Origin of the sequence: Streptomyces sp. NBC_00597 (genome assembly GCF_041431095.1) — a bacterium.
Taxonomy (GTDB): domain Bacteria; phylum Actinomycetota; class Actinomycetes; order Streptomycetales; family Streptomycetaceae; genus Streptomyces.
This window is the reverse complement of record NZ_CP107757.1, coordinates 253558-272146: the sequence shown is the minus strand read 5'-3', so window position 1 is coordinate 272146 and position 18589 is coordinate 253558. Positions and strand designations below refer to the sequence as shown.

The following is an 18589-nucleotide window of genomic DNA, read 5'->3' as shown; positions in this document are numbered from 1 at the left end:
CGGCGCGGCCGGCGACCCGGAACGCTCCCGGGCCGCCGCCCTGCGGACATGCAGGACTCCGGGCCGTTGGCCGAGCTCACCCCCGTGAAGCTCGACCGGCCCCGGACAACCGCCGCCGCCGACTGCAACACTACAGTGACGATGACGCATTGATAACGTACACCAAAGTGGTGAGCCAGCGTCAACTACAGTGTTGCCGGAGCCGGCCCTATGGGCTTCGAGACACACCGTGGTGGGCAAAGACTCGGCATCACTCAAAGGAGGTCGTGTACGTGGAGCATGACCAGTCACCCACCTTCGCCCAGCTCTTGGACCACCTCTTCCGGGAGGTACACCCGCCGTCCCGGGGGCCGTACACCTATGCGGAAGTCGCCGAAGGCATCCGGAAGGTGTCGTCCGGAGAGGGGCGCGGGGTGACGGCGAGCGCGATCCAGCAACTACGAACCGGCGTCAAACAGAACCCGACACGGCACACCATCAAGGCCCTTGCCGACTTCTTCGGCGTGCCGGCGGGCTACTTCGTCGACGGAGCGGCCGCCGAGCGCACCAAAGCGGAGATCGGACTCCTCACCGCCATGCGCGACCAGGACGTCCGCAAGGTCGCCCTGCGCGCCAACGGTCTGAGCGTGGACAGCCTGAAGATGCTCTCCACCGTGATCGAACAGGCCCGGAAACTCGAAGGCCTCACCCACGACGAGTCCCCCCACGACCTGAACCTCGACGACTGAGGTCCGGACGGGTCGCGATCCCCCACCGCCGTGCACGTACTTCCCGTGGACCAGCAGGCTCGTGCTGAGCCGAACCGCCTCTGCCCGCCCGTCGATCCGGTAGTCGATCACCTGGACCAGCGCGGGCGGGGCTTTCGTCGTCCCGGCTGCCTTCCGGTGTTTGCTCGGCTCGATCCGCCACGGCACGCGGGCGCCGCGTTCGCGCAGGCGGTACCACCTGGCCGAGCCCCATAGCCCGCGGCCGGCCGGCAGCAGTGCTCCCTACCCGTGCCATGGGATGGCCCAACGTCTGCACTACGAGCCCGACTTGCCGAAATCATCTCCGGCGGGGTGGGGACGGCCCCCGTGCCGACATGGGGGTCAGCGGGATGGGGGACGGAGGCGACCGCCCGGCAGGCTGGGACGGGAAGGGTGTGGACGACAGGGAAAGGGGCGACCGATGAAGGCACGGGCGCGGGCCACGGCACTGTGGGTGGGGATGTGCGCGGTGGCGGTATCAGGGATCCACCCGGCGGCCGCGCAGAAGCGCGCGGCGGCCGCGCCGCCCGCCGGCCTCGCGGAGGCCCTCGAACAGACCGTTGCGGACGGGTTCCCCGGGGTCGTCGCGTACGCCAGGCACGGAGAGCGGAAGTCGCGGCTGGCGGCCGGGATCGCGGACAGGGCGAGCGGCGAGCGGGCCCGGCCGGACATGCGGTTCCGGATCGCCAGCAACACCAAGGCCTTCGTATCGACCGTGCTCCTACAACTGGAGGGCGAGGGACGGCTCTCGCTCGACGACGGCGTGGAGCGCTGGCTGCCCGGCGCGGTCCGGGGGAGCGGCAACGACGGCGGGGCCATCACCATCCGGCAGCTGCTCAACCACACCTCGGGGATCTACGACCCCACCACCGAGCCGGAGTTCTTCGCCCCCTACCTGGAGCGTCACGACTGGGGCTACGTCTACACCCCGCGGGAGGTGATCGCGCGGGCGGTCCGGCACGCGCCGTACTCCGCGCCCGGTGCCGGCTGGAGGTACTCCAACACCAACTACCTGCTCGCCGGTCTGGTGATCGAGGCGGTGACACGTCACAGCGCGCCCTTCGAGATCCAGCGGCGGATCCTCGCCCCGCTCGGTCTGACGGACACCTCCTTCCCGCTGACCGACCCGGCCGTCCACGGCCCGCACCTGCACGGATACGACCTCGCGGGACGGGACATGACCCGGTTCAGCCCGTCGTACGACTGGACCGCCGGCGCCATGATCTCCACGGTCGACGACCTGGCCCGCTTCCACCGGGCCCTGTTCACCGGTCGGCTGCTGCGCCCCGCCCAGCAGCGCGAACTCCTGACCACGGTGCGGTTCCCCGGCCAACCGGCGTACGGCCTCGGGGTCCAGCGCGGGAACGTGACCTGCGGGTCGGGGCCGGACGCCGAACGGGTCGACGTCTGGGCGACCGACGGCACCGGACCGGGCTTCATGAGCATGTCCCTGACCACCACCGACAACGCGCGGCAACTGGTCTTCGCCGTCAATGTCTACGACCTCGGCGCGGAGCTGAGGGACGAAACGCCCTTCCCCCTGGGAGCCGGACTGAGCGGGGTCCAGACGGCAGCCCTGTGCGACTGAGGCAGCGTCACCGGGGCCGGCGGGGCCGCCGAGATCGCAGCAGCTCTGCTGCCACCACGACGCCCGCGCCACAGCCCGCGCGACTGCGCACGAAGGCGGGGACATCAGTCATTTTCGGACACGGCCGCAGCGCCGGATCCCACTGCGGCGCGTCAGCGGCGCCACCCTGCCCGCAGGCCGGAGTCGAGCGCATGTGAGCATATGGGTCGCGCGTACCGGGCTTCGAGGAGAGGTTCGCCCACCCGCCCCCGTCCCGGCCTCACAAGAGTGAAGACATGGATCTTGAGCAGTTGCGCGCCGCGTGTGAAGCGCGCATCGAGGCACTTCAGCTCCCCCACCGCTTCAGCACCCGTGACCTTCGTGACGCCGTGGCCGAGCAGCGCGGACGCCCCATCATCCTGCGCCCCTTGAGCACCCTCGGAGCCATGGACGCACCGTGTGGCATACGTCTGGAAACGCCGGACGCCGACCTGCTGTTCTACGAAGAGGCCACCTCGCCCCTCCATCAGAACCACATCCTCGCGCACGAAATCAGCCACATCATCTGCGATCATCCCGGCAGCCTGGAACTCGACCAGGACGCCATCCGCGCCATCGGCTTCAACCCCACCCTGGTCCAGCGCATGTCCGGGCGGACGAGCTACACCAGTGAGGACGAGCGCGAGGCCGAGGTGATGGCCAGCGTGATCCGGCAACTCATGTACCTCGGACGCGAAGGGCCGTCGAGCCGGCCCACCAGAGGCGCCGAGAGCTGGGACGCACTGTTCGCCAAGCCACACAGGAAGAAACGCCGCCAGAAATGATCAACATTGTCTTCTCGGGCACAGCCGTCGTCCTACTGTGCTTCGCCGCCTACTGGGTTCGAGGGCGGGGCGGGCACCGCCCGACGGGTACCTGGGCGATCACGGCACTGCTGACGTCCTTCGCCCTGGCCTTCGCGTCCTACGCCCCGGTCGTCGAGCACGCGGTGGAATCGGTGGTCCCCCACGTCGCCCGTCTCCTCAGCAACGCGTTCACGCTCACCGCGGCCACCTCGGTCCTCGCCTTCCTGTTCCAGCTCAACCTGGAAGAGGAGCAGGCCCGCCGGCAGATCCGGCTGCGCATCATTGCACTCATCATCGCCGTCGTAGGGATGAGCACCTTCTTCGCCGCCGAGCAACTCACCCACCGATCACCGGTGTTGTACGCATTCTACGTACTCATCTACATTTCCTACCTCGGGTACACGGCCAAGGACTTCCTGCTCCAGACGTGGGCCCAGTCGAAGCGCTCGGCCCGCAGGAGCCAGCGCCTGGGCCTGCGCATGACGTCCGCGGGATGCGCCTTCGCCCTCGTCTACGCCGCCTACAAGGTCTTCGCCCTGGTCTCCATCGGGCTCGGACTGGGCCTCGTACCCGAGCACGCCCGCTGCTCGACGCCACTGACTCCCGTCCGGTGCACCTTCAGCGTGACCGCTCCGGCCGTCGCCGTACTCCTCATCACCATCGGGCTCACCCTCCCCGCCCTGCTGTGGCCCATCAGCCAACTGCGCCGTCAGCGCTGGGAGCGCAACTCGTTCACCGCGCTGGAGCCCTTGTGGAAGGACGTCACCTCGGCGGTTCCGGAGGTCGTGCTCGACCCCGGGAACACCGAGGCCGACACCCATGACCTCGACTTCCATCTGCACCGCCGGGTCATCGAGATCAACGACTGCGTGCTGGCCCTGCGCCGGTACCGTTCCGCAGAGGTGCAGGACGCCGCTGCCGAGAAGGTCGCGCTGCGGGGGGCTACCGGCGCCCCGGAGGCGGACGCGGAAGTGGAAGCAGCGGTTATCGCTGCAGCGGTCTCCGCGAAGCGGGCCGGGAACACGCCTGAGGGACCCGAGGCCCCGCCCGCTGCCGGCACCCGCTCCCGCAAGGGGGACCTGCAAGCGGAGACGGCATGGCTGCTGCTCGTGGCACACGCCTACGACCGGCAGCACTCGCGGGCCACGACCGCCGAGCAGCCTTCGCGCACGAAGGCGGGTGCGGCGTCGTGACCGACCCGTTCCACGACCCCCGCTTCTTCAGCGACCCCTACTCCACCTACGACCGCTTGCGCAGCGCATCACCGGTCCAGAAGATCCCTACCGGATCGCGGGGCCACCACGCGTACCTGGTCACCGGTCACGCGGAAGCCCGACTGGCATTCGCCGATCCCCGTCTGTCCAAGGACACCGCCCGGTTCTTCGCCGACCGGCCCTCGCGCCGCAACATCCATCCGGCGGTCTCCAGAAACATGCTGGCGAGCGACCCTCCCCACCACACCCGGCAGAGGGCGGTGGCGGCGCCGATGTTCACCACCGGACGCATCGTGGAGATGCGTCCGTACATCTCCGGGGTCGTCGACCGCCTGCTGGACGGGTGGACGCCGGGCGCAGAGGTCGACTTGGTGGAGGAGTTGGCGGTACCCCTGCCGGTCACCGTCATCTGCGAATTGCTGGGCGTACCGGAGTCCGATCGCGCCATGGTCTCCCGCTGGTCCAACGACCTCTTCGACGCCGGCGACCCGGACGTCATCGACGCCGCATCACACGCCATCGGCGACTACATGACCCACCTCGTCGAGGCGGCCCGCGAGACACCCGGTGACGGCCTGCTCCACGCACTGCTCCAACGCAGCGAGGCGGGCCTCCTCGCACAGGACGAAGTCACCTCCCTCGCCGTCCTCCTCCTCGTGGCCGGGCACGAGACCACCACCCACTTCATCGGGAACTCCGTCCTGGCCCTGCTCCAGCACCCGTCCTCGTTCGCCCGGCTGCAGCAGGACCCCGAGCTGATCGCCGGATGCCTCGACGAACTGCTGCGCTTCGACTCCCCCGTGGGAATCGCCACCTTCCGGTTCAGCACCGAGGGGCTCCGACTCGGCGGGGTCGACATTCCCGCGGGCTTCCCCGTACTCATCGCTCCCGGAGCCGCGAACCGCGACCCGGCGGCGTTCCCCGAGCCGCAACGACTCGACCTCGACCGCAACGCCGGCGGCCACCTGGCGTTCGGCCACGGGATCCACCGGTGCCTCGGCGCACCCCTGGCACGGGCCGAGGCGGAGATCGCCCTCCGCGCGATCGTCACCCGCTTCCCGGGAATGCATCTGGCCATCGCGCCGGAAGACCTCGCATGGCGCCACACGCGGCTGATGCGCGGTCTCAAGTCCCTGCCCGTCGTACTCCGGTGATCCGAACGGGCAGGGCCCCCACCCGGCGACCCCGCTGAGCGCAGCCGCCTCCACGGCCGGGCACGCGGCCCGGCACGGGAGGCGGCGCGTCAGGCCCGTTCAGGCACGGGCGCGCGGGTCCGCTTCCGGCTTGCCGGCCGTGACGACGAAGGCCGTGATCAGCGCGCCGGTGACGAAGACCAAGGCACCGGCGGCCAGGGCGTGCGTGAAGCCGTACGTCATGGCCGCCTGGGCCTTCACGACGAGGGCGGTGTCGCCCTGGTCCACGGCATCGGAGTACACCTTGCCGGCCTTCGGCAGGCGGGTGTCTGCGAAGGTGTGCGCCAGCATGGCGAGGCTGGCGACGCCGAAGGCACCGCCGATCTGCTGCGCGGTGTTGAGCAGGCCCGACGCGCTGCCCGAGTCCACCTCGTCGACACCGCGCACCGCGCCCAGCGTCAGGGGCACGAAGGACAGGCCGAGTCCGGCGGCGGTGATGAACATGGCCGGCATCAGGGTGCCCGCGTAGGAAGAGTGCGGGGTCAGTCGGCTCAGCCAGAACAGCCCGGTCCCGGCGACGAGCAGGCCGGGCCCGGCCACCAGCCGGGGCGGCAGCTTGGCCACGAGCTTCGAGGCGATGGGGGCCGTCATGCCGATGCCGGCGCTGAACGGCAGGTACGCCAGGCCGGTCTTGACCGCTCCGTAGTCCAGCACGTGCTGCATGTAGAGGGTCAGGAAGTAGAAGGTAGAGAACATGCCGAGGCCGGTGAGGAACAGGGTCGCGTACGTGCCGGCACGGCTGCGGTCCTTCAGGACGTGCAGCGGCAGCATGGGGTGTTCGATGCGGGCCTGCCGCTCCATGAACAGCACGAGCAGCACTGCGGCGACCGCGAAGTAGGTCGCCGTGAGGCCGCCGGTGAAGTGGGTCTGGCCGCCACGGGTGACCCCGTAGATCAGGCAGAGCAGACCGGCGGTGCCCGCAGCCGCGCCCACGAGGTCGAGCTTGCCCTGGTCGCGGTCGGCCTCTTCGAGGACCGATGTTCCGGCCAGTACGGCGATGCCGATGGGGATGTTCACCAGCAGCACCCAACGCCAGTCGAGGTACTCGGTGAGGAGTCCGCCGAGGATCAGGCCGAGCACCGAACCGACGCCGGCCATGGCGGCGTACGTGCCCATGGCCCGGTTGCGCTGCTTGCCCTCGGGGAAGTTCGTCGCGATCAGCGCGAGCGCGGTGGGGGCCGCGACGGCCGCACCCACGCCCTGGAACACCCGAGCGCAGATGAGCAGTGCCTCGTTGGGGGCCAGGCCGCCGAGCACCGAGGCCAGCACGAAGGTCACGATGCCGATCCGGAACACGCGCCGGCGGCCGAAGAGGTCGCCGGCCCGGCCGCCGAGGAGCATCAGCCCGCCGAAGGTGACCGCATACGCGTTGACCACCCAGGCCAAGTTGCTGTCGGACATGTCCAGCGCGTCCTGGATGCTCGGCAGGGCGATGTTCACGATGGTGGCGTCGAGGACCACCATCAGCTCCGCCGCGGCGATGACCAGCAGGGCGAGGCCCGGACGGCGGCTGAACCCGCTCGGGGCCGCCGTCCCCGGGCGCGTGTCGGTCGGTACTGCGGATGACATGGGACCTCCAGGTCGTGGCCCCCGCTACCGTTGGACTTCCTCGTCCTCATGGCGACTTGTACAGCAAGAGCCGGATTACTCAACTAAGGAAAGACTGATGCGCGTTCGCATAACGAAGGGCATTGCAGTCACCGCCACCGGACTGCTCGCCGGTGCATTTGGCTACGGCGCGGTCAATCTGGGACCGACGTTCTGGAAGGTGCCCGTGGACATGCGGCTGTCCTTCCATGCCGAATTGATGAAGATGAACTCCCCCGTGATGCTGACGGCGATGGGGACCGCCGCCCTGAGCTCCCTCGCACTGACCCTGCAGACCACCGGCCGCGAGCGGCTGCTCGCGGCCGGGGCGACGGCGCTGACCGGAACGTCGTTCCTGGTCACGCGCTTCGGCAACGTACCGATCAACGCGCGGATCAAGGAGTGGGCGGTGACCTCGCCACCGGCCGACTACGCCGAGATCCTGCACCGATGGGACATGTTCAACTGGACGCGCACCACCACCGCGCTCGCCGCCTTCGTCCTGCTCGTCATCGCTCAGAGCGGCTCCAGCCCGCGGCCGACCCGTTCCGCCACGCCTTCCAACTGACGGTCGAGGGCCTCCTCGGCTTCCGTCAGCGGCACGTTCCACGGCACTCGTTCGGGATGTCCGGGTGCCGGTTCCCCGACGTCCGGGGTGGGAATGAAGAACTGGCTCTTGCCGTACGTGACGAGTGCATCCGCGCAGAAACGCAGCAGGGACTTCAAAAACAAACGCATGGGAGCATCGTGGCCGGTCATGAAAAAGCAGGGATAAAGTCCGGAGGCAGGTCCGGATGCGCGCCCGGCCGACGTCATGACCGGCCGGCGTCCCGCGCTCAGGCCGACGCCCGCATCGGCCTGTGGAACACCTTGTCGTCGGCGAGCACGGCCTGGTGGGCCAGGCGCAGCTCCAGCCCGGGCTCGATGCCGAGCTCCTCGATGAGTTGCGCGCGGGTGCGGCGGTAGGTGGCGAGGGCGTCGCCGCTGCGACCACTGCGGTGCAGTACCGTCATGAGCCGGGCGCAGAAGCCCTCGCTGAGCGGGTTCTCCGCCACCAGCCGGCTGAGCTCACCGATGAGTTCGAGGTGGCGGCCGAGCTGCAGGTCCAGGTCGATGCGCCGCTTGAGCGCGCTCATCCAGGCCTCGTCGTACTGCAGGGCGGTGCCGGAGAGCGCGGAGCTCTCCCGGAGCCCCTCCAGTGTCGGGCCCCGGCGCAGGTCGAGGGCTTCCCGGTACTGCTTGGAGGCGAGTTCGTGGTGGCCCGTCAACGCCGACTCCGCGGCCAGGGCGCACAGCCTGTCGAAGCACACGGTGTCGAGGATGCCCTCGTTGACCTGGAGCTGGTAGCCCGGCGCCCGGGTGCGCAGGGTGCACCAGCGGCCGTCGAGGTCGTAGCGGATCAGGAACTTGCGCAGCTGCGAGACGTACACGCGGAGCGCGGCGAGCGCGGTGGCCGGCGGCCGGTCGCCCCACAGTTCGCGGATGAGGGACTCGTTGGACACGGTCGCGTTGGGCCGGATCAGAAGGGTGGCCAGGAGCTGGCGCAACTTGCGCTGCGGCAGCTGGACTTCGCAGGATCCCACGACGATCTCCAGCGGGCCCAGCAGGCGGAGCGCGACCCCGCGGGGGGCGGTCTCCTGCAGGCCGTACACCGGCTGCTCCTGCGAGTCGATCGTCTTCTCCATGGTGATCGTCATCCCAGGACCTCCAGCCGCGGGTGGGCGCTGCGGAAGAACGTCAGCGGCTGCTCCTCGCGCAGCAAGCCCAGGTCGACGACCTCGCCGACGACGATGACGTGGTCCCCGCCCGGGAACATGGTGTGCAGTCGGCAGTCGAGGAAGGCGAGCGCATCGCCGAGCACGGGGGAGCCGGTGGCACCGGGTCCGTGCGGCAGGTCGGCGAAGTCCGCGGTGCCGCGGCGGGCGAAGGCCCGGCACAGACCGGCCTGGTCCGACGCCAGGATGTTGACGGCGAAGGCGTCGGCGGCCTCGACGGCGGCGAGCGCCCGCGAATCCTTGTGCACGCAGAAGAGCACCAGGGCGGGGTCGAGGGAGAGCGAGGTGAAGGAATTCACCGTGACCCCCACCGGCTCTTCTCCGGCCGCCCCCCGGCACGTAATCACCGCGACGCCGGTCGGATAACGGCCGCACACCTCGCGCAGCGCCCGCGCATCCACCGGCACCGCGCCCCTTTCTTCAGTCCCGAAAACAGTCAAGCTGTCCACGCGATCTCCTCCCCCTAGGAAATACCGCAATCGCCTCTCACCGGCGCAATGACGGGCGCCGGGAACGGGCAGTGCGGGTACCTGACCCTAACGAGGCCGCGCCATGACCGCCTACGCCCCAAAGGACGAGAGGGGGCGTACTTTCGGCCGGAGCACCCCTACCAGAGCACCATGTCGGACGGCATAAGCCCTGCTCAAGGGCTGGTCGAGAAGGTGCTCCGAGCTGGGACGACGTCGTCGACTGGGCAATCTGGGAGAGCCTGGGGCGGGTGGCCGGCGGGCCCTGGCCACCCGCCGGCGCCCCGGGCGGGCAGGGCGCCCCCCACCGTCCTCCGTCTTTCCCGCTGCCGCTTTTCCCTGCCCTCATCCGCGCTTTATCGCACCGGGTGATCCTGTTTGGGCCGGTCACCGAAGACCGGACCCGGAACGGAAGGAAACCGCAATGCGCAGCACTCTCATCGTGGCTCGCATGAAGCCGTCCGCCGCGGCCGACGTGAAGCGCATCTTCGCCGAATCCGATGCCGGCGAACTTCCCCATCTGATCGGCGTGAAGGAACGCAGACTGTTCCGCTTCCACGATCTTTACCTGCATTACATGGCGTCCGACGACGACGTGCGCGGACCGATCTCCGAAATGAAGGGCCACGAGCTCTTCGTCGATGTCAGCGAGCGGCTGAGCCCCCACATCGCGGCATACGACCCCGAGACCTGGCGCGGCCCTCAGGACGCCATGGCACACGAGTTCTACACCTGGCGCGCAGAGGGCTGAGGCGGCTCGCGCTCGCACACCCCGGCGACGAGGCGTCACCGGGTGGGGGGTCCGCACCGTCGGTGCGGGACAACGAGAGGAGGCTGGCGTGGCCAGCGAAGGAATGACCAAGATCGCGGCGAAGGACGTCGAGTCGAACCGGCGTCGGGGGGGCGATCTGCGCACGCTGCTCAGCCCGGCCAACGCCCAGGCCACCGCGGGCTTCATGGGGGTGCTCACCCTCCAGCCCGGTGAGGTCGTCACCGAGCACTACCACCCGTACTCCGAGGAGTTCCTGTACCTCGTCAGCGGTGAGCTGCTGGCGAAGATCGACGGGGAGCCGGTCCCGCTCGCCGCGGGTGAGGCGCTGCACCTGAAGATCAACGTGCGGCATCGGCTGGAGAACCACGGCACGGAGCCGGCCTTCATGGTCTTCCAGCTGGGTCCGCTGGCGCCCCGCCCGGAGCTGGGGCACGTCGACACCGAGCCGCTGCCGGGTGAGGAGTCCGCGTGACCCGCCGCAAGGCCGTCGTCACCGGGATCGGTGTGGTGGCGCCGGGCGGCGTGGGTACCAAGGCGTTCTGGCAGCTGCTGACCGACGGCCGTACGGCCACCCGGGCCATCTCCCACTTCGACGCCTCGGCCTACCGCTCCAGGATCGCGGCGGAGTGCGACTTCGACGCGACCGCCGCGGGCCTGACCTCCGAGGAGGTCCTGCGCATGGACCGCGCCGCGCAGTTCGCCGTGGTCGCGGCACGGGAGGCCCTGGCGGACAGCGGTGCGCCGACCGACGGGGTGGAACCGCACCGCATCGGCGTCTCGATCGGCAGCGCGGTGGGCAACACCATCACGCTGGAACAGCAGTACGTCCGGGTCAGCGCTCGCGGCAGCAACTGGGTCGTCGACCCGTCCAACCCGTATCCGCACCTGTACGGGGCGCTGGTGCCCGGCTCGCTCGCCACCGAGGTGGCGTGGACGGCCGGCGCCCAGGGCCCGGTCCGGGTGGTGTCGACGGGCTGCACCTCGGGCCTCGACTCCGTGGCGCAGGGCGCCCAGTTCATCGAGGACGGGCAGGCCGACATCGTCCTGGCCGGCGCCACCGACGCGCCCATCTCGCCGATCACCGTGGCCTGTTTCGACGCGATCAGGGCGACCTCGCCCAACAACGACGATCCCGAGCACGCCTCGCGGCCCTTCGACCGCGACCGTGACGGCTTCGTGCTCGGCGAGGGCGCGGCCGTACTGGTCCTGGAGGACGAGGAGTCCGCGCGCCGCCGCGGCGCCCGGGTGTACTGCGAGGTCGCGGGGTACGCACAGCGCAGCAACGCGTTCCACATGACCGGGCTGCGCCCGGACGGCAAGGAGCTGGCCGAGGCGGTGCGGGTGGCGCTGGACCACGCCCGGCTGCCCGCCGACGCCGTGGACTACGTCAACGCCCACGGCTCCGGTACCCGGCAGAACGACAAGCACGAAACGGCCGCGGTGAAGGTCTCGCTCGGCGAGCACGCGTACCGCGTGCCGATGAGCTCGATCAAGTCGATGGTGGGGCACTCGCTGGGTGCGATCGGCGCCCTGGAGGTCGCCGCCTGCGCCCTCGCCATCGAACAGGACACGATCCCGCCCACCGCCAACCTGCACCACGTGGATCCCGAACTCGGTTTGGACTACGTCCCGTTGACGGCACGCGAGCAGCGGACCGACACCGTCCTCAGCGTGGGCAGCGGCTTCGGCGGGTTCCAGACGGCGATGGTGCTCACCGCGCCGGGGAAGGGGGCACGCCATGTCTGACGCGGCGACGGCCACGCGCCGCGCGGTGGTCACCGGCATCTCGGCCGTGGCGCCGAACGGTCTGGGGGCCAAGGAGTTCTGGGAGGCCGTGCTGGAGGGCCGCAGCGGCCTCGGCCCGGTCACGCACTTCGAGGCGGACGCCTTCCCGGTGCGTACGGTCGGCGAGGTCTTCGGGGACGGCACCCTGCCCGGTGTCGACCCCCGGCTGGCGGTGCAGACCGACCGCTGGAGCCAGTTCGCGCTGCTGGCGGCCGACGAGGCGCTGGCCGATGCCGGCGTGCGGCCCCAGGAGTTCTCCCCGTACGACCTCGGGGTCATCACGGCGTCCTCCTCCGGCGGCAACGCCTTCGGCCAGCGCGAGATCGCGGCGCTGTGGTCGAAGGGGCCCCGGCACGTGGGTCCCTACCAGTCGATCGCCTGGTTCTACGCGGCCACGACCGGCCAGCTGTCCATCCGGCACGGCGTGAAGGGACCCTGCGGGGTGACCGTGGCCGAGCAGGCCGGCGGTCTCGACGCGATCGCGCAGGCCAAGCGCGCCCTCGTGCAGGGGGACGCCAGGCTCGTCCTGACCGGCGGCACGGAAGCGCCGCTGAGCCCGTACGCGCTGACGTGCCAGACCACCTCCGGGCGGCTGAGCGCGAGCGCGGACCCGGAGCGCGCCTACCGGCCGTTCGACGCGGCCGCCTGCGGCCACGTGCCCGGCGAGGGCGGCGCGATCCTCGTGCTGGAGGACGAGGCCAGCGCGCGGGCGCGCGGTATCGAGACGCCGTACGGCGAGATCGCCGGTCACGCGGCCACCTTCGACCCCGCTCCCGGCACTCCGGGGGCCGGGACGTCCGGTGCGCTGCGCCGGGCCGTCCTGCTGGCCCTGGCCGACGCCGGGGTCCGGCCGGAGGAGGTCGACGTCGTGTTCGCCGACGCGGCCGGCACTCCCGAGCTGGACCGCGCCGAGGCGGACTGCCTGACCGAGGTGTTCGGTCCGCGCGGGGTGCCGGTGACAGCGCCCAAGGCGCGGTACGGGCGGCTGTACGCGGGCGGAGCACCGCTCGACGTCATCACCGCGCTGCTCGCCCTGCGCGAGCAGGTGATCCCGCCGACCGGGCCGGGCGCCGTCGCGGACGCCGCGTACGGCATCGACCTCGTAGCAGAGCCCCGGGCGGCGCGGCTGCGCACGGCCCTGGTCATCGCCCGCGGCCACGGCGGCTTCAACTCCGCCCTCGTCGTCCGGACCCTCACCCCGTGACGGCGCTACCGACGAACCCCGACACCGCGACACCGAAAGGACCCCGCCCCATGACCGCGGCGCCCCTTGAGTACGACGACTTCTTGACCATCGTCGAGCAGTGCACCGGCGTCTCTCTGGAGACGCTCCAGATGGACGACCCGACCCTGACCATCGACGACCTGGGCGTCGACTCGCTGGGTCTGATCAACGTCTTGACCGAGGTGGAGAACCGCTACGACATCCGCCTGGACGCCGAAGGCCTCACCCGCTTCCCGGAGATCTGCGCCCTGATCAACGAGCAGCTGCAGCCGGCTCCTGCGCGCACCGAGAACAGCATCGTCATCGACGCGCCGTTCGACGTGCTCTGGGACATGACCAACGACGTGGCGAACTGGCCCGACCTGTTCAGCGAGTACGCCGTCGCGGAGATCCTGGACCGGCACGGCGACACGGTGCGCTTCCGCCTCGCCCTGCACCCGGACGCCGACGGCAAGGTCTGGAGCTGGGTCTCCGAGCGCGTCATGGACCGCGAGAACCGGACCGTCAAGGCCCACCGGGTCGAGACCGGCCCCTTCGCCTTCATGAACATCCACTGGGCGTACGTCCAGACCGACGCGGGTGTGGAGATGCGCTGGGTGCAGGAGTTCCGCATGAAGCCGGGCGCCCCGCTGGACGACGCGGGCATGACCGAGCGCATCAACACGAACTCCAAGGTCCAGATGGCGCTCATCAAGGAGCGCGTGGAGGCTGCGGCCCGCACCGGAGCGGCGGTGGCCCGATGAGCGCCCTCGACTTCGGCCTGGAGGGCCGGCACGCCCTGGTCACGGGCGGCGCCCGGGGCATCGGACGGGCCACCGTGCTCGCCCTGGCCGCGCAGGGTGCCGCGGTGACGGCCTGCTACGTCAACGAGAGCGAGCAGGTCGAGTCGCTGCGCCGGGAGCTGGCGGACCTGGGGGTCCGGGGCGCCCTCGTACGCTGCGACATCGCCGACCACGAGCAGGCCGCCCGGCTGTCGGCCGAGGCGCACGAACGGTACGGGGCGATCGACACCGTCGTGAACAACGCGGGGGTCATCAGCCACCTCCCGCTGATGGACCTGGCTCCCGACGAATGGCACCGCGTCCTCGACACCAACCTGTCGGGCATGTACCACGTGATCCGCGGGGCGCTGCCGTACCTCGCGGACACCGCCTCGATCGTCAACATCAGCTCCGCCGTGGCGCACCACGGCATGCCGGGCGCCGCCCACTACGTGGCGTCCAAGGCCGGTGTGATGGGTCTGACCCGGGCGCTGGCCAAGGAGCTGGGCCCGCGCGGCATCCGCGTCAACTGCATTGCCTCCGGGCTGGTCGAGACGGACCAGATGAAGGCCGTCACCGCCGAGGGGAAGGCCTCGTACGAGCAGCGGATCTCGCTGCGCCGGCTCGGCAGCCCCGCGGAGATCGCCGACGCCGTCCTCTTCCTCGCCTCGAACGCCGCCCGCTACGTCACCGGCGCCACGCTCGACGTCGACGGCGGCATCTGACCCCGAAGGAGAGGCACGCCGTGCTGCGCACCGTGTTGGAGATGGTCGTCCGGGAGGGCTGCGAGGACGCGTTCCGCGCCGCCTGGCTGGAGACCGCGCAGGCCGCCTCGCGACTGCCGGGTTGCGTAGCCCAGTCGTTGCTGCGGGACCCGCGCAATCCCCGTACCCATCTGGTCATGGCCGACTGGGCCGACCGGGCCGCCCTGGAGGCCTTCCAGAACGGCCCCGCGAGGGAACGGCTCAGCGCCCGGCTGGAGCCGTTCCGTGAATCCGCCCGCAAGCAGGTGCTCGACGTCGTCGAGCACCTGCCGGGCTCCGCATCGATGAAAGGTGGTCCGTCGTGACCGTACGCATCATGGTTTCCGCTTGTGTCCAGGAGAAGGACCAGGAGGCCTTCGAAGAGGCCTACCGGCAGGTCACCGCCGTGGTCAAGGGCACCCCCGGTCACCTGCGCGACGAGCTGCTGCGCGACGCGGAGCAGCCCGGCCGCTACATCCTGCTCGCCGAGTGGGAGAGCGAGGAGGCCTTCCGCACCTGGGAGGACGCCCCGTCCCACCGCGAGATGGCGGCCCCGATGTTCCCGTACTGGATCGGCGGTGACATCGAGCGGCGCATCTTCGACCTGCGCGCCCGCCTCGACAGCGTGCCGTCGCAGGCTTGAGCGGACCGCGACCCATGGCGACCATCCGCAAGGCCCTGGTGATCGGGGCCGGCATCGGCGGGATGACCGCGGCGGCGGGCCTGCTGCGCCAGGGCATCGACTGCGAGGTCTTCGAGGCGCGTCCCAGTCCGGGACGGCTGCTGACCGGCGGCGGGTTCATGCTCTGGCACAACGCCTTCCTGGCCCTGCGCAGGATCGGGCTCGACGAGGCCGTCGCCGCCGACGCGGTGCGCATGCGGTTCCACGAGTTCCGCTCCGACTCCGGACGGCGCCTGGCGCGGTGGCAGCTGGACGGCCCGACGGAGCGGGCCGGCGCGCCGGCCTGCGCGCTGCGCCGCTCCGCCCTGCACACGGTGCTCACCGAGGCGGTCGGTGAGCACCGGATCCACCTCGGCCGCCGGTTCACCGGCTACACCGAGGACGCGGACGGTGTCACCGCGCACTTCGAGGACGGCTCCACGGCCCGCGGCGACGTGCTGATCGGGGCGGACGGGCTGCGCTCCACCGTGCGCGCGACGATGCGCAACGGGTTCGACCTGCCGCCGCGGTACGCCGGCTACACGGCCTGGCAGGCCATCACCCGGCTGCCGGGCGAGTCACTGGTGCCCACCGGCACGTTCTTCAACCTGTGGGGCAAGGGCGGACTGCGCTTCCTGTACTGCCGGCTGAACGAGGACGAGGTCTACTGGGACGCCATCACCAGTGACCGCGCGTCCGCCGGGATCGACACCCTGCGCTCGTCGCGGGGGGCGGCGCTGGCGGCGGCGTACCGCGACTGGCCGGACCCGATCGGCGCGATCATCTCCTCGACGGACGAGGAGGCGATCCTGCCGGTGCCCATCCACGACCGGCCGCCGGCCGGCGGATGGAGCAAGGGCCGGGCCGTGCTCGTCGGCGACGCCGCCCATCCGATGACCCTCAACCTCAGCCAGGGCGCCGGCCAGGCCATCGAGAGCGGTGTGGTGCTCGCCGACGTGCTGGGGCGCTGCGCGCCGGACGCCGTGCCCGCCACGCTGCGGGCGTTCGAGTCCGCCCGCCGGGCGCGGGCCGCGGACATGGTGACGACCTCGTGGCGGATCGGCACGCTGGGCCTCGCGCACAACGGTCCGCTGTGCCGGCTGCGCGACGTCATGATGTACGCCTTCTTCGACTCGGTCGCTCGCGACCAGAGCTACTCGCTGATGCTGGACGACCGGCTGGAGCGGACTCCGCTGCGGACGGCCGAGCCGCTCGGCCACGGGGCGGGGTGAGCCCGGCCGTGCTGGTCGCCCTGCTGGCCGTCGTCTTCGTGCTGTGTACGGGGGTCCTCGCGGGCGCCCTGATCGCGGTGGAGCGCGCCATCGTCCCCATGCTGCTGCGGCTGCCGCGGCAGACCTGGTCCGACGTGCACCGGTTGCTGGACCCCGGGTTCGACCCGCTGATGCCGACCGTCAACAAGGTGGCGCTGGCCGCCGGTCTCGGGCTGGCCGTCCTGGCCCCCGGGGCCGGCGCGAAGGCCTCCTTCGCGGTGGCGCTGGCCGCAGTGGTGGGCGTGGCCCTGGTGTCGGAGCTGCGCAACGTGCGGATGAACCGGGTGATCGACGGCTGGGCCGCGGCCGGGGAGATCCCCGACGGCTGGGACCCGCTGCGCGCCCGGTGGGCGCGCGCCAACCTGCTGCGGACCGTCTTCGCGGGCCTGGCGTTCTGTGCCGCGCTCGGCGGCTGCTGGCTGGTGTGGGCCTGAACGGGCCCGTACACGTACCCCTTCTTGAACTGAGGAGCAGATCCGGTGAATCCGGTACACGAGGAGCGCGAAGCGCTCGGATCCGCCCCCGAGCCCGCGGAGTTCGCGGGCCGGGTGGCCCTGGTCACCGGTGCCGCGCGCGGCATCGGCGCGGCCACGGCCCGCATCCTGGCAGCGCGGGGCGCCCGCGTCGCGGTGAACTACCACAAGAGCGCGGAGCGGGCCGAGGAGGTCGTGGCCGCGATCCGGCAGCGCGGCGGCGAGGCGGTGGCCGTCCAGGGCGACGTCACCGATCCCGACGGGGCGGCCGCCCTGGCCGCGGCCGCCAAGGCCGAGCTGGGCCCGATCGACGTCCTGGTGCTCAACGCCGCGGGCCTGGGCGCCCACGAGGCGCGCATCGCCCCCGTGGCGGACCTGGCCTGGGAGGACCTGGAGCACGTGGTCAGCCAGCAGCTCAAGGCGCTGTTCCTGACCACGCAGGCCGTGCTTCCCGACATGATCGCCCGGGGCGGCGGTTCGGTGGTGGCGGTCGGGGCGGCGCTGGCCCGCCGGCCCGCCCCGCGGTTCCTCCCGCTGACCGTGGCCAAGGCCGGCGTGGAGGCCGCCGTGCGCACGCTCGCGCTGGAGGCGGGCCCGCACGGGGTGCGGGTCAACGCGGTGGAACCGAACCTCATCCTCACCGAACTCGCCCGCTTCATCCCCGAGGAGGCGCGCCGGGCCGCCGCCGAGCGGGCCGCGCTGCGGCGCAACGGGACCCCCGAGGACATCGCCGAGGTCATCGCGTTCCTCGCCTCGGACCGTGCCTCGTACCTCACGGGCAGCTGCTTGGTCGCCGACGGCGGCACGGCGCTCGCCTGACCGTCCCGACCCCCTGACCGCGGGCGGGGCGTCCGACCGCTCCAGCCCCGGTTTGCTCCGTCTTTATCTCCCCCTTTGCGGCTGCTGGTTGCCTGTCCCACGGCCGCCGTCCGCCTCCGGACGACCCGAACGAAAGGAACACACCGTGTCGAAGACCGAACGGAAAGTCGTCAGCCGGGACGATGTCGAGCCCGTCTGCTGGTTCGGCGAGGAGGGCCGCTTCCTGCTCCGCAAGGAGGACACCGGCGGCCTGTACAGCTTCTACCAGATCACCACGCGGCCCGGCAGCGGTCCGCCGCTGCACGTCCACGAGTCGGCCGACGAGGCGTTCTTCGTCAACAAGGGCACCTACGAATTCGAGATCGGCGGGGTCACCGAGACCATCACCGAGGGCACCGTGATCTACGGGCCGCGCGGCGTGCCGCACCGTTTCCTCAACGTCGGTGACGAGCCGGGACAGTTGCTGGTCATCGCGACGCCCGGCGGCGTGGAGAACTTCTTCATCGGCCTGTCCGAGCTGGTCTCCGGCGGTGGCATGCCCGACTGGGAGAAGATGCAGCAGCTCGCCAACGACAACGAGATGCGGGGCTTCATGCCGCAGCCGGGCGCCCGCGGCGACGTGGCCGGCCCGCCCGCCGGGCTGCACGGCCGCCCGGGTGCTCCCGCCGGCGCGCAGGGCTGAGGA

22 protein-coding genes and 1 pseudogene are annotated in these 18589 nt (G+C 71.1%); 19 read left to right on the top strand and 4 right to left on the bottom strand.

The genetic code is table 11. The annotated features are described in order from the left end of the window. The first annotated feature begins 272 nt into the window (after nucleotides 1-272). From OG974_RS01105 to OG974_RS01085, 5 genes are all read left to right on the top strand, one after another. Nucleotides 273-728, top strand: coding sequence for a helix-turn-helix transcriptional regulator (locus OG974_RS01105; RefSeq protein WP_327279078.1), 456 nt, complete (start codon nucleotides 273-275; stop codon nucleotides 726-728). Between the two features lie 439 nt (nucleotides 729-1167). Next, complete coding sequence (locus OG974_RS01100) at nucleotides 1168-2334, top strand: serine hydrolase domain-containing protein (RefSeq protein ID WP_371645083.1); 1167 nt, start codon at nucleotides 1168-1170, stop codon at nucleotides 2332-2334. Between the two features lie 275 nt (nucleotides 2335-2609). Then, complete coding sequence (locus tag OG974_RS01095) at nucleotides 2610-3137, top strand: regulator component (protein WP_327279076.1); 528 nt, start codon at nucleotides 2610-2612, stop codon at nucleotides 3135-3137. Next, nucleotides 3134-4351, top strand: a complete 1218-nt coding sequence (locus OG974_RS01090) for an MAB_1171c family putative transporter (RefSeq protein ID WP_327279075.1) — start codon at nucleotides 3134-3136, stop codon at nucleotides 4349-4351. Before OG974_RS01095 ends, OG974_RS01090 begins: the two co-directional genes overlap by 4 nt. Then, on the top strand, nucleotides 4348-5526 hold the full coding sequence (locus OG974_RS01085; protein WP_371645081.1) for a cytochrome P450: 1179 nt from the start codon (nucleotides 4348-4350) through the stop codon (nucleotides 5524-5526). Before OG974_RS01090 ends, OG974_RS01085 begins: the two co-directional genes overlap by 4 nt. A 99-nt stretch (nucleotides 5527-5625) precedes the next feature. On the opposite strand, the gene OG974_RS01080 is transcribed toward OG974_RS01085, so the two are convergent. After that, the gene (locus OG974_RS01080; protein WP_328764080.1) at nucleotides 5626-7134 is read right to left on the bottom strand and encodes an MFS transporter; all 1509 of its coding nucleotides are present in this window, start codon (nucleotides 7132-7134) and stop codon (nucleotides 5626-5628) included. A gap of 97 nt (nucleotides 7135-7231) precedes the next feature. Between OG974_RS01080 and OG974_RS01075 the strand changes: the two genes are divergently transcribed. Continuing rightward, entirely contained in the window at nucleotides 7232-7720 is a 489-nt protein-coding gene (locus OG974_RS01075; protein WP_327279072.1) for a DUF1772 domain-containing protein, read from the top strand. Here the strand turns inward: OG974_RS01075 and OG974_RS01070 are convergent. The 3 genes from OG974_RS01070 to OG974_RS01060 all read right to left on the bottom strand — a co-directional run bounded on the left by OG974_RS01070 (nucleotide 7669) and on the right by OG974_RS01060 (nucleotide 9304). Further along, complete coding sequence (locus OG974_RS01070; RefSeq protein WP_327279071.1) at nucleotides 7669-7890, bottom strand: DUF6059 family protein; 222 nt, start codon at nucleotides 7888-7890, stop codon at nucleotides 7669-7671. The genes OG974_RS01075 and OG974_RS01070 overlap by 52 nt on opposite strands. Nucleotides 7891-7988: 98 nt before the next feature. Beyond that, complete coding sequence (locus OG974_RS01065) at nucleotides 7989-8849, bottom strand: AfsR/SARP family transcriptional regulator (RefSeq protein ID WP_329314824.1); 861 nt, start codon at nucleotides 8847-8849, stop codon at nucleotides 7989-7991. Continuing rightward, on the bottom strand, nucleotides 8846-9304 hold the full coding sequence (locus OG974_RS01060; protein WP_328765252.1) for a flavin reductase family protein: 459 nt from the start codon (nucleotides 9302-9304) through the stop codon (nucleotides 8846-8848). Before OG974_RS01060 ends, OG974_RS01065 begins: the two co-directional genes overlap by 4 nt. A 514-nt stretch (nucleotides 9305-9818) precedes the next feature. Between OG974_RS01060 and OG974_RS01055 the strand changes: the two genes are divergently transcribed. The 13 genes and pseudogenes from OG974_RS01055 (at nucleotide 9819) to OG974_RS00995 (ending at nucleotide 18586) form a co-directional block, all read left to right on the top strand. Next, complete coding sequence (locus OG974_RS01055) at nucleotides 9819-10145, top strand: TcmI family type II polyketide cyclase (protein WP_327279068.1); 327 nt, start codon at nucleotides 9819-9821, stop codon at nucleotides 10143-10145. An 88-nt stretch (nucleotides 10146-10233) separates the two neighbouring features. Then, complete coding sequence (locus tag OG974_RS01050) at nucleotides 10234-10638, top strand: cupin domain-containing protein (protein ID WP_327279067.1); 405 nt, start codon at nucleotides 10234-10236, stop codon at nucleotides 10636-10638. Next, nucleotides 10635-11912 (top strand): beta-ketoacyl-[acyl-carrier-protein] synthase family protein, encoded by a 1278-nt coding sequence (locus OG974_RS01045; RefSeq protein WP_327279066.1) that lies wholly within the window; start codon nucleotides 10635-10637, stop codon nucleotides 11910-11912. Before OG974_RS01050 ends, OG974_RS01045 begins: the two co-directional genes overlap by 4 nt. Beyond that, nucleotides 11905-13155 (top strand): ketosynthase chain-length factor, encoded by a 1251-nt coding sequence (locus OG974_RS01040; RefSeq protein ID WP_327279065.1) that lies wholly within the window; start codon nucleotides 11905-11907, stop codon nucleotides 13153-13155. Before OG974_RS01045 ends, OG974_RS01040 begins: the two co-directional genes overlap by 8 nt. Before the next feature lie 50 nt (nucleotides 13156-13205). Then, nucleotides 13206-13400, top strand: a pseudogene (locus OG974_RS01035) (acyl carrier protein); the annotation flags it as partial. A gap of 39 nt (nucleotides 13401-13439) precedes the next feature. Further along, entirely contained in the window at nucleotides 13440-13919 is a 480-nt protein-coding gene (locus OG974_RS01030; RefSeq protein WP_327285822.1) for an SRPBCC family protein, read from the top strand. Then, on the top strand, nucleotides 13916-14662 hold the full coding sequence (locus tag OG974_RS01025; RefSeq protein ID WP_327279064.1) for an SDR family NAD(P)-dependent oxidoreductase: 747 nt from the start codon (nucleotides 13916-13918) through the stop codon (nucleotides 14660-14662). Before OG974_RS01030 ends, OG974_RS01025 begins: the two co-directional genes overlap by 4 nt. A gap of 20 nt (nucleotides 14663-14682) precedes the next feature. Then, complete coding sequence (locus tag OG974_RS01020) at nucleotides 14683-15006, top strand: antibiotic biosynthesis monooxygenase family protein (protein ID WP_328764078.1); 324 nt, start codon at nucleotides 14683-14685, stop codon at nucleotides 15004-15006. Further along, entirely contained in the window at nucleotides 15003-15323 is a 321-nt protein-coding gene (locus tag OG974_RS01015; protein ID WP_371645077.1) for an antibiotic biosynthesis monooxygenase, read from the top strand. Before OG974_RS01020 ends, OG974_RS01015 begins: the two co-directional genes overlap by 4 nt. A gap of 14 nt (nucleotides 15324-15337) precedes the next feature. After that, nucleotides 15338-16573 carry an FAD-dependent monooxygenase gene (locus OG974_RS01010; protein ID WP_327279061.1) on the top strand — a complete coding sequence of 412 codons (1236 nt, stop codon included), beginning with the start codon at nucleotides 15338-15340 and terminating at the stop codon, nucleotides 16571-16573. Then, nucleotides 16570-17046: an anthrone oxygenase family protein gene (locus OG974_RS01005; RefSeq protein WP_328764077.1), complete on the top strand. Its 477-nt coding sequence runs from the start codon at nucleotides 16570-16572 to the stop codon at nucleotides 17044-17046. The genes OG974_RS01010 and OG974_RS01005 overlap by 4 nt, the downstream gene beginning before the upstream one ends. Nucleotides 17047-17091: 45 nt before the next feature. Next, nucleotides 17092-17904 (top strand): SDR family oxidoreductase, encoded by an 813-nt coding sequence (locus tag OG974_RS01000; protein ID WP_328764076.1) that lies wholly within the window; start codon nucleotides 17092-17094, stop codon nucleotides 17902-17904. 145 nt (nucleotides 17905-18049) lie between these two features. After that, complete coding sequence (locus OG974_RS00995; protein ID WP_327279058.1) at nucleotides 18050-18586, top strand: cupin domain-containing protein; 537 nt, start codon at nucleotides 18050-18052, stop codon at nucleotides 18584-18586. Nucleotides 18587-18589: the final 3 nt, after the last annotated feature.

Bases quoted from the DNA above. Each gene is read 5' to 3' on its own strand.
- OG974_RS01070 (WP_327279071.1), bottom strand. From the start codon at position 7,890: ATGCGTTTGTTTTTGAAGTCCCTGCTGCGTTTCTGCGCGGATGCACTC.
- OG974_RS01080 (WP_328764080.1), bottom strand. From the start codon at position 7,134: ATGTCATCCGCAGTACCGACCGACACGCGCCCGGGGACGGCGGCCCCG.
- OG974_RS01010 (WP_327279061.1), top strand. From the start codon at position 15,338: ATGGCGACCATCCGCAAGGCCCTGGTGATCGGGGCCGGCATCGGCGGG.
- OG974_RS01075 (WP_327279072.1), top strand. From the start codon at position 7,232: ATGCGCGTTCGCATAACGAAGGGCATTGCAGTCACCGCCACCGGACTG.
- OG974_RS01090 (WP_327279075.1), top strand. From the start codon at position 3,134: ATGATCAACATTGTCTTCTCGGGCACAGCCGTCGTCCTACTGTGCTTC.
- OG974_RS01095 (WP_327279076.1), top strand. From the start codon at position 2,610: ATGGATCTTGAGCAGTTGCGCGCCGCGTGTGAAGCGCGCATCGAGGCA.
- OG974_RS01055 (WP_327279068.1), top strand. From the start codon at position 9,819: ATGCGCAGCACTCTCATCGTGGCTCGCATGAAGCCGTCCGCCGCGGCC.
- OG974_RS01040 (WP_327279065.1), top strand. From the start codon at position 11,905: ATGTCTGACGCGGCGACGGCCACGCGCCGCGCGGTGGTCACCGGCATC.
- OG974_RS01025 (WP_327279064.1), top strand. From the start codon at position 13,916: ATGAGCGCCCTCGACTTCGGCCTGGAGGGCCGGCACGCCCTGGTCACG.
- OG974_RS01100 (WP_371645083.1), top strand. From the start codon at position 1,168: ATGAAGGCACGGGCGCGGGCCACGGCACTGTGGGTGGGGATGTGCGCG.
- OG974_RS01065 (WP_329314824.1), bottom strand. From the start codon at position 8,849: ATGACGATCACCATGGAGAAGACGATCGACTCGCAGGAGCAGCCGGTG.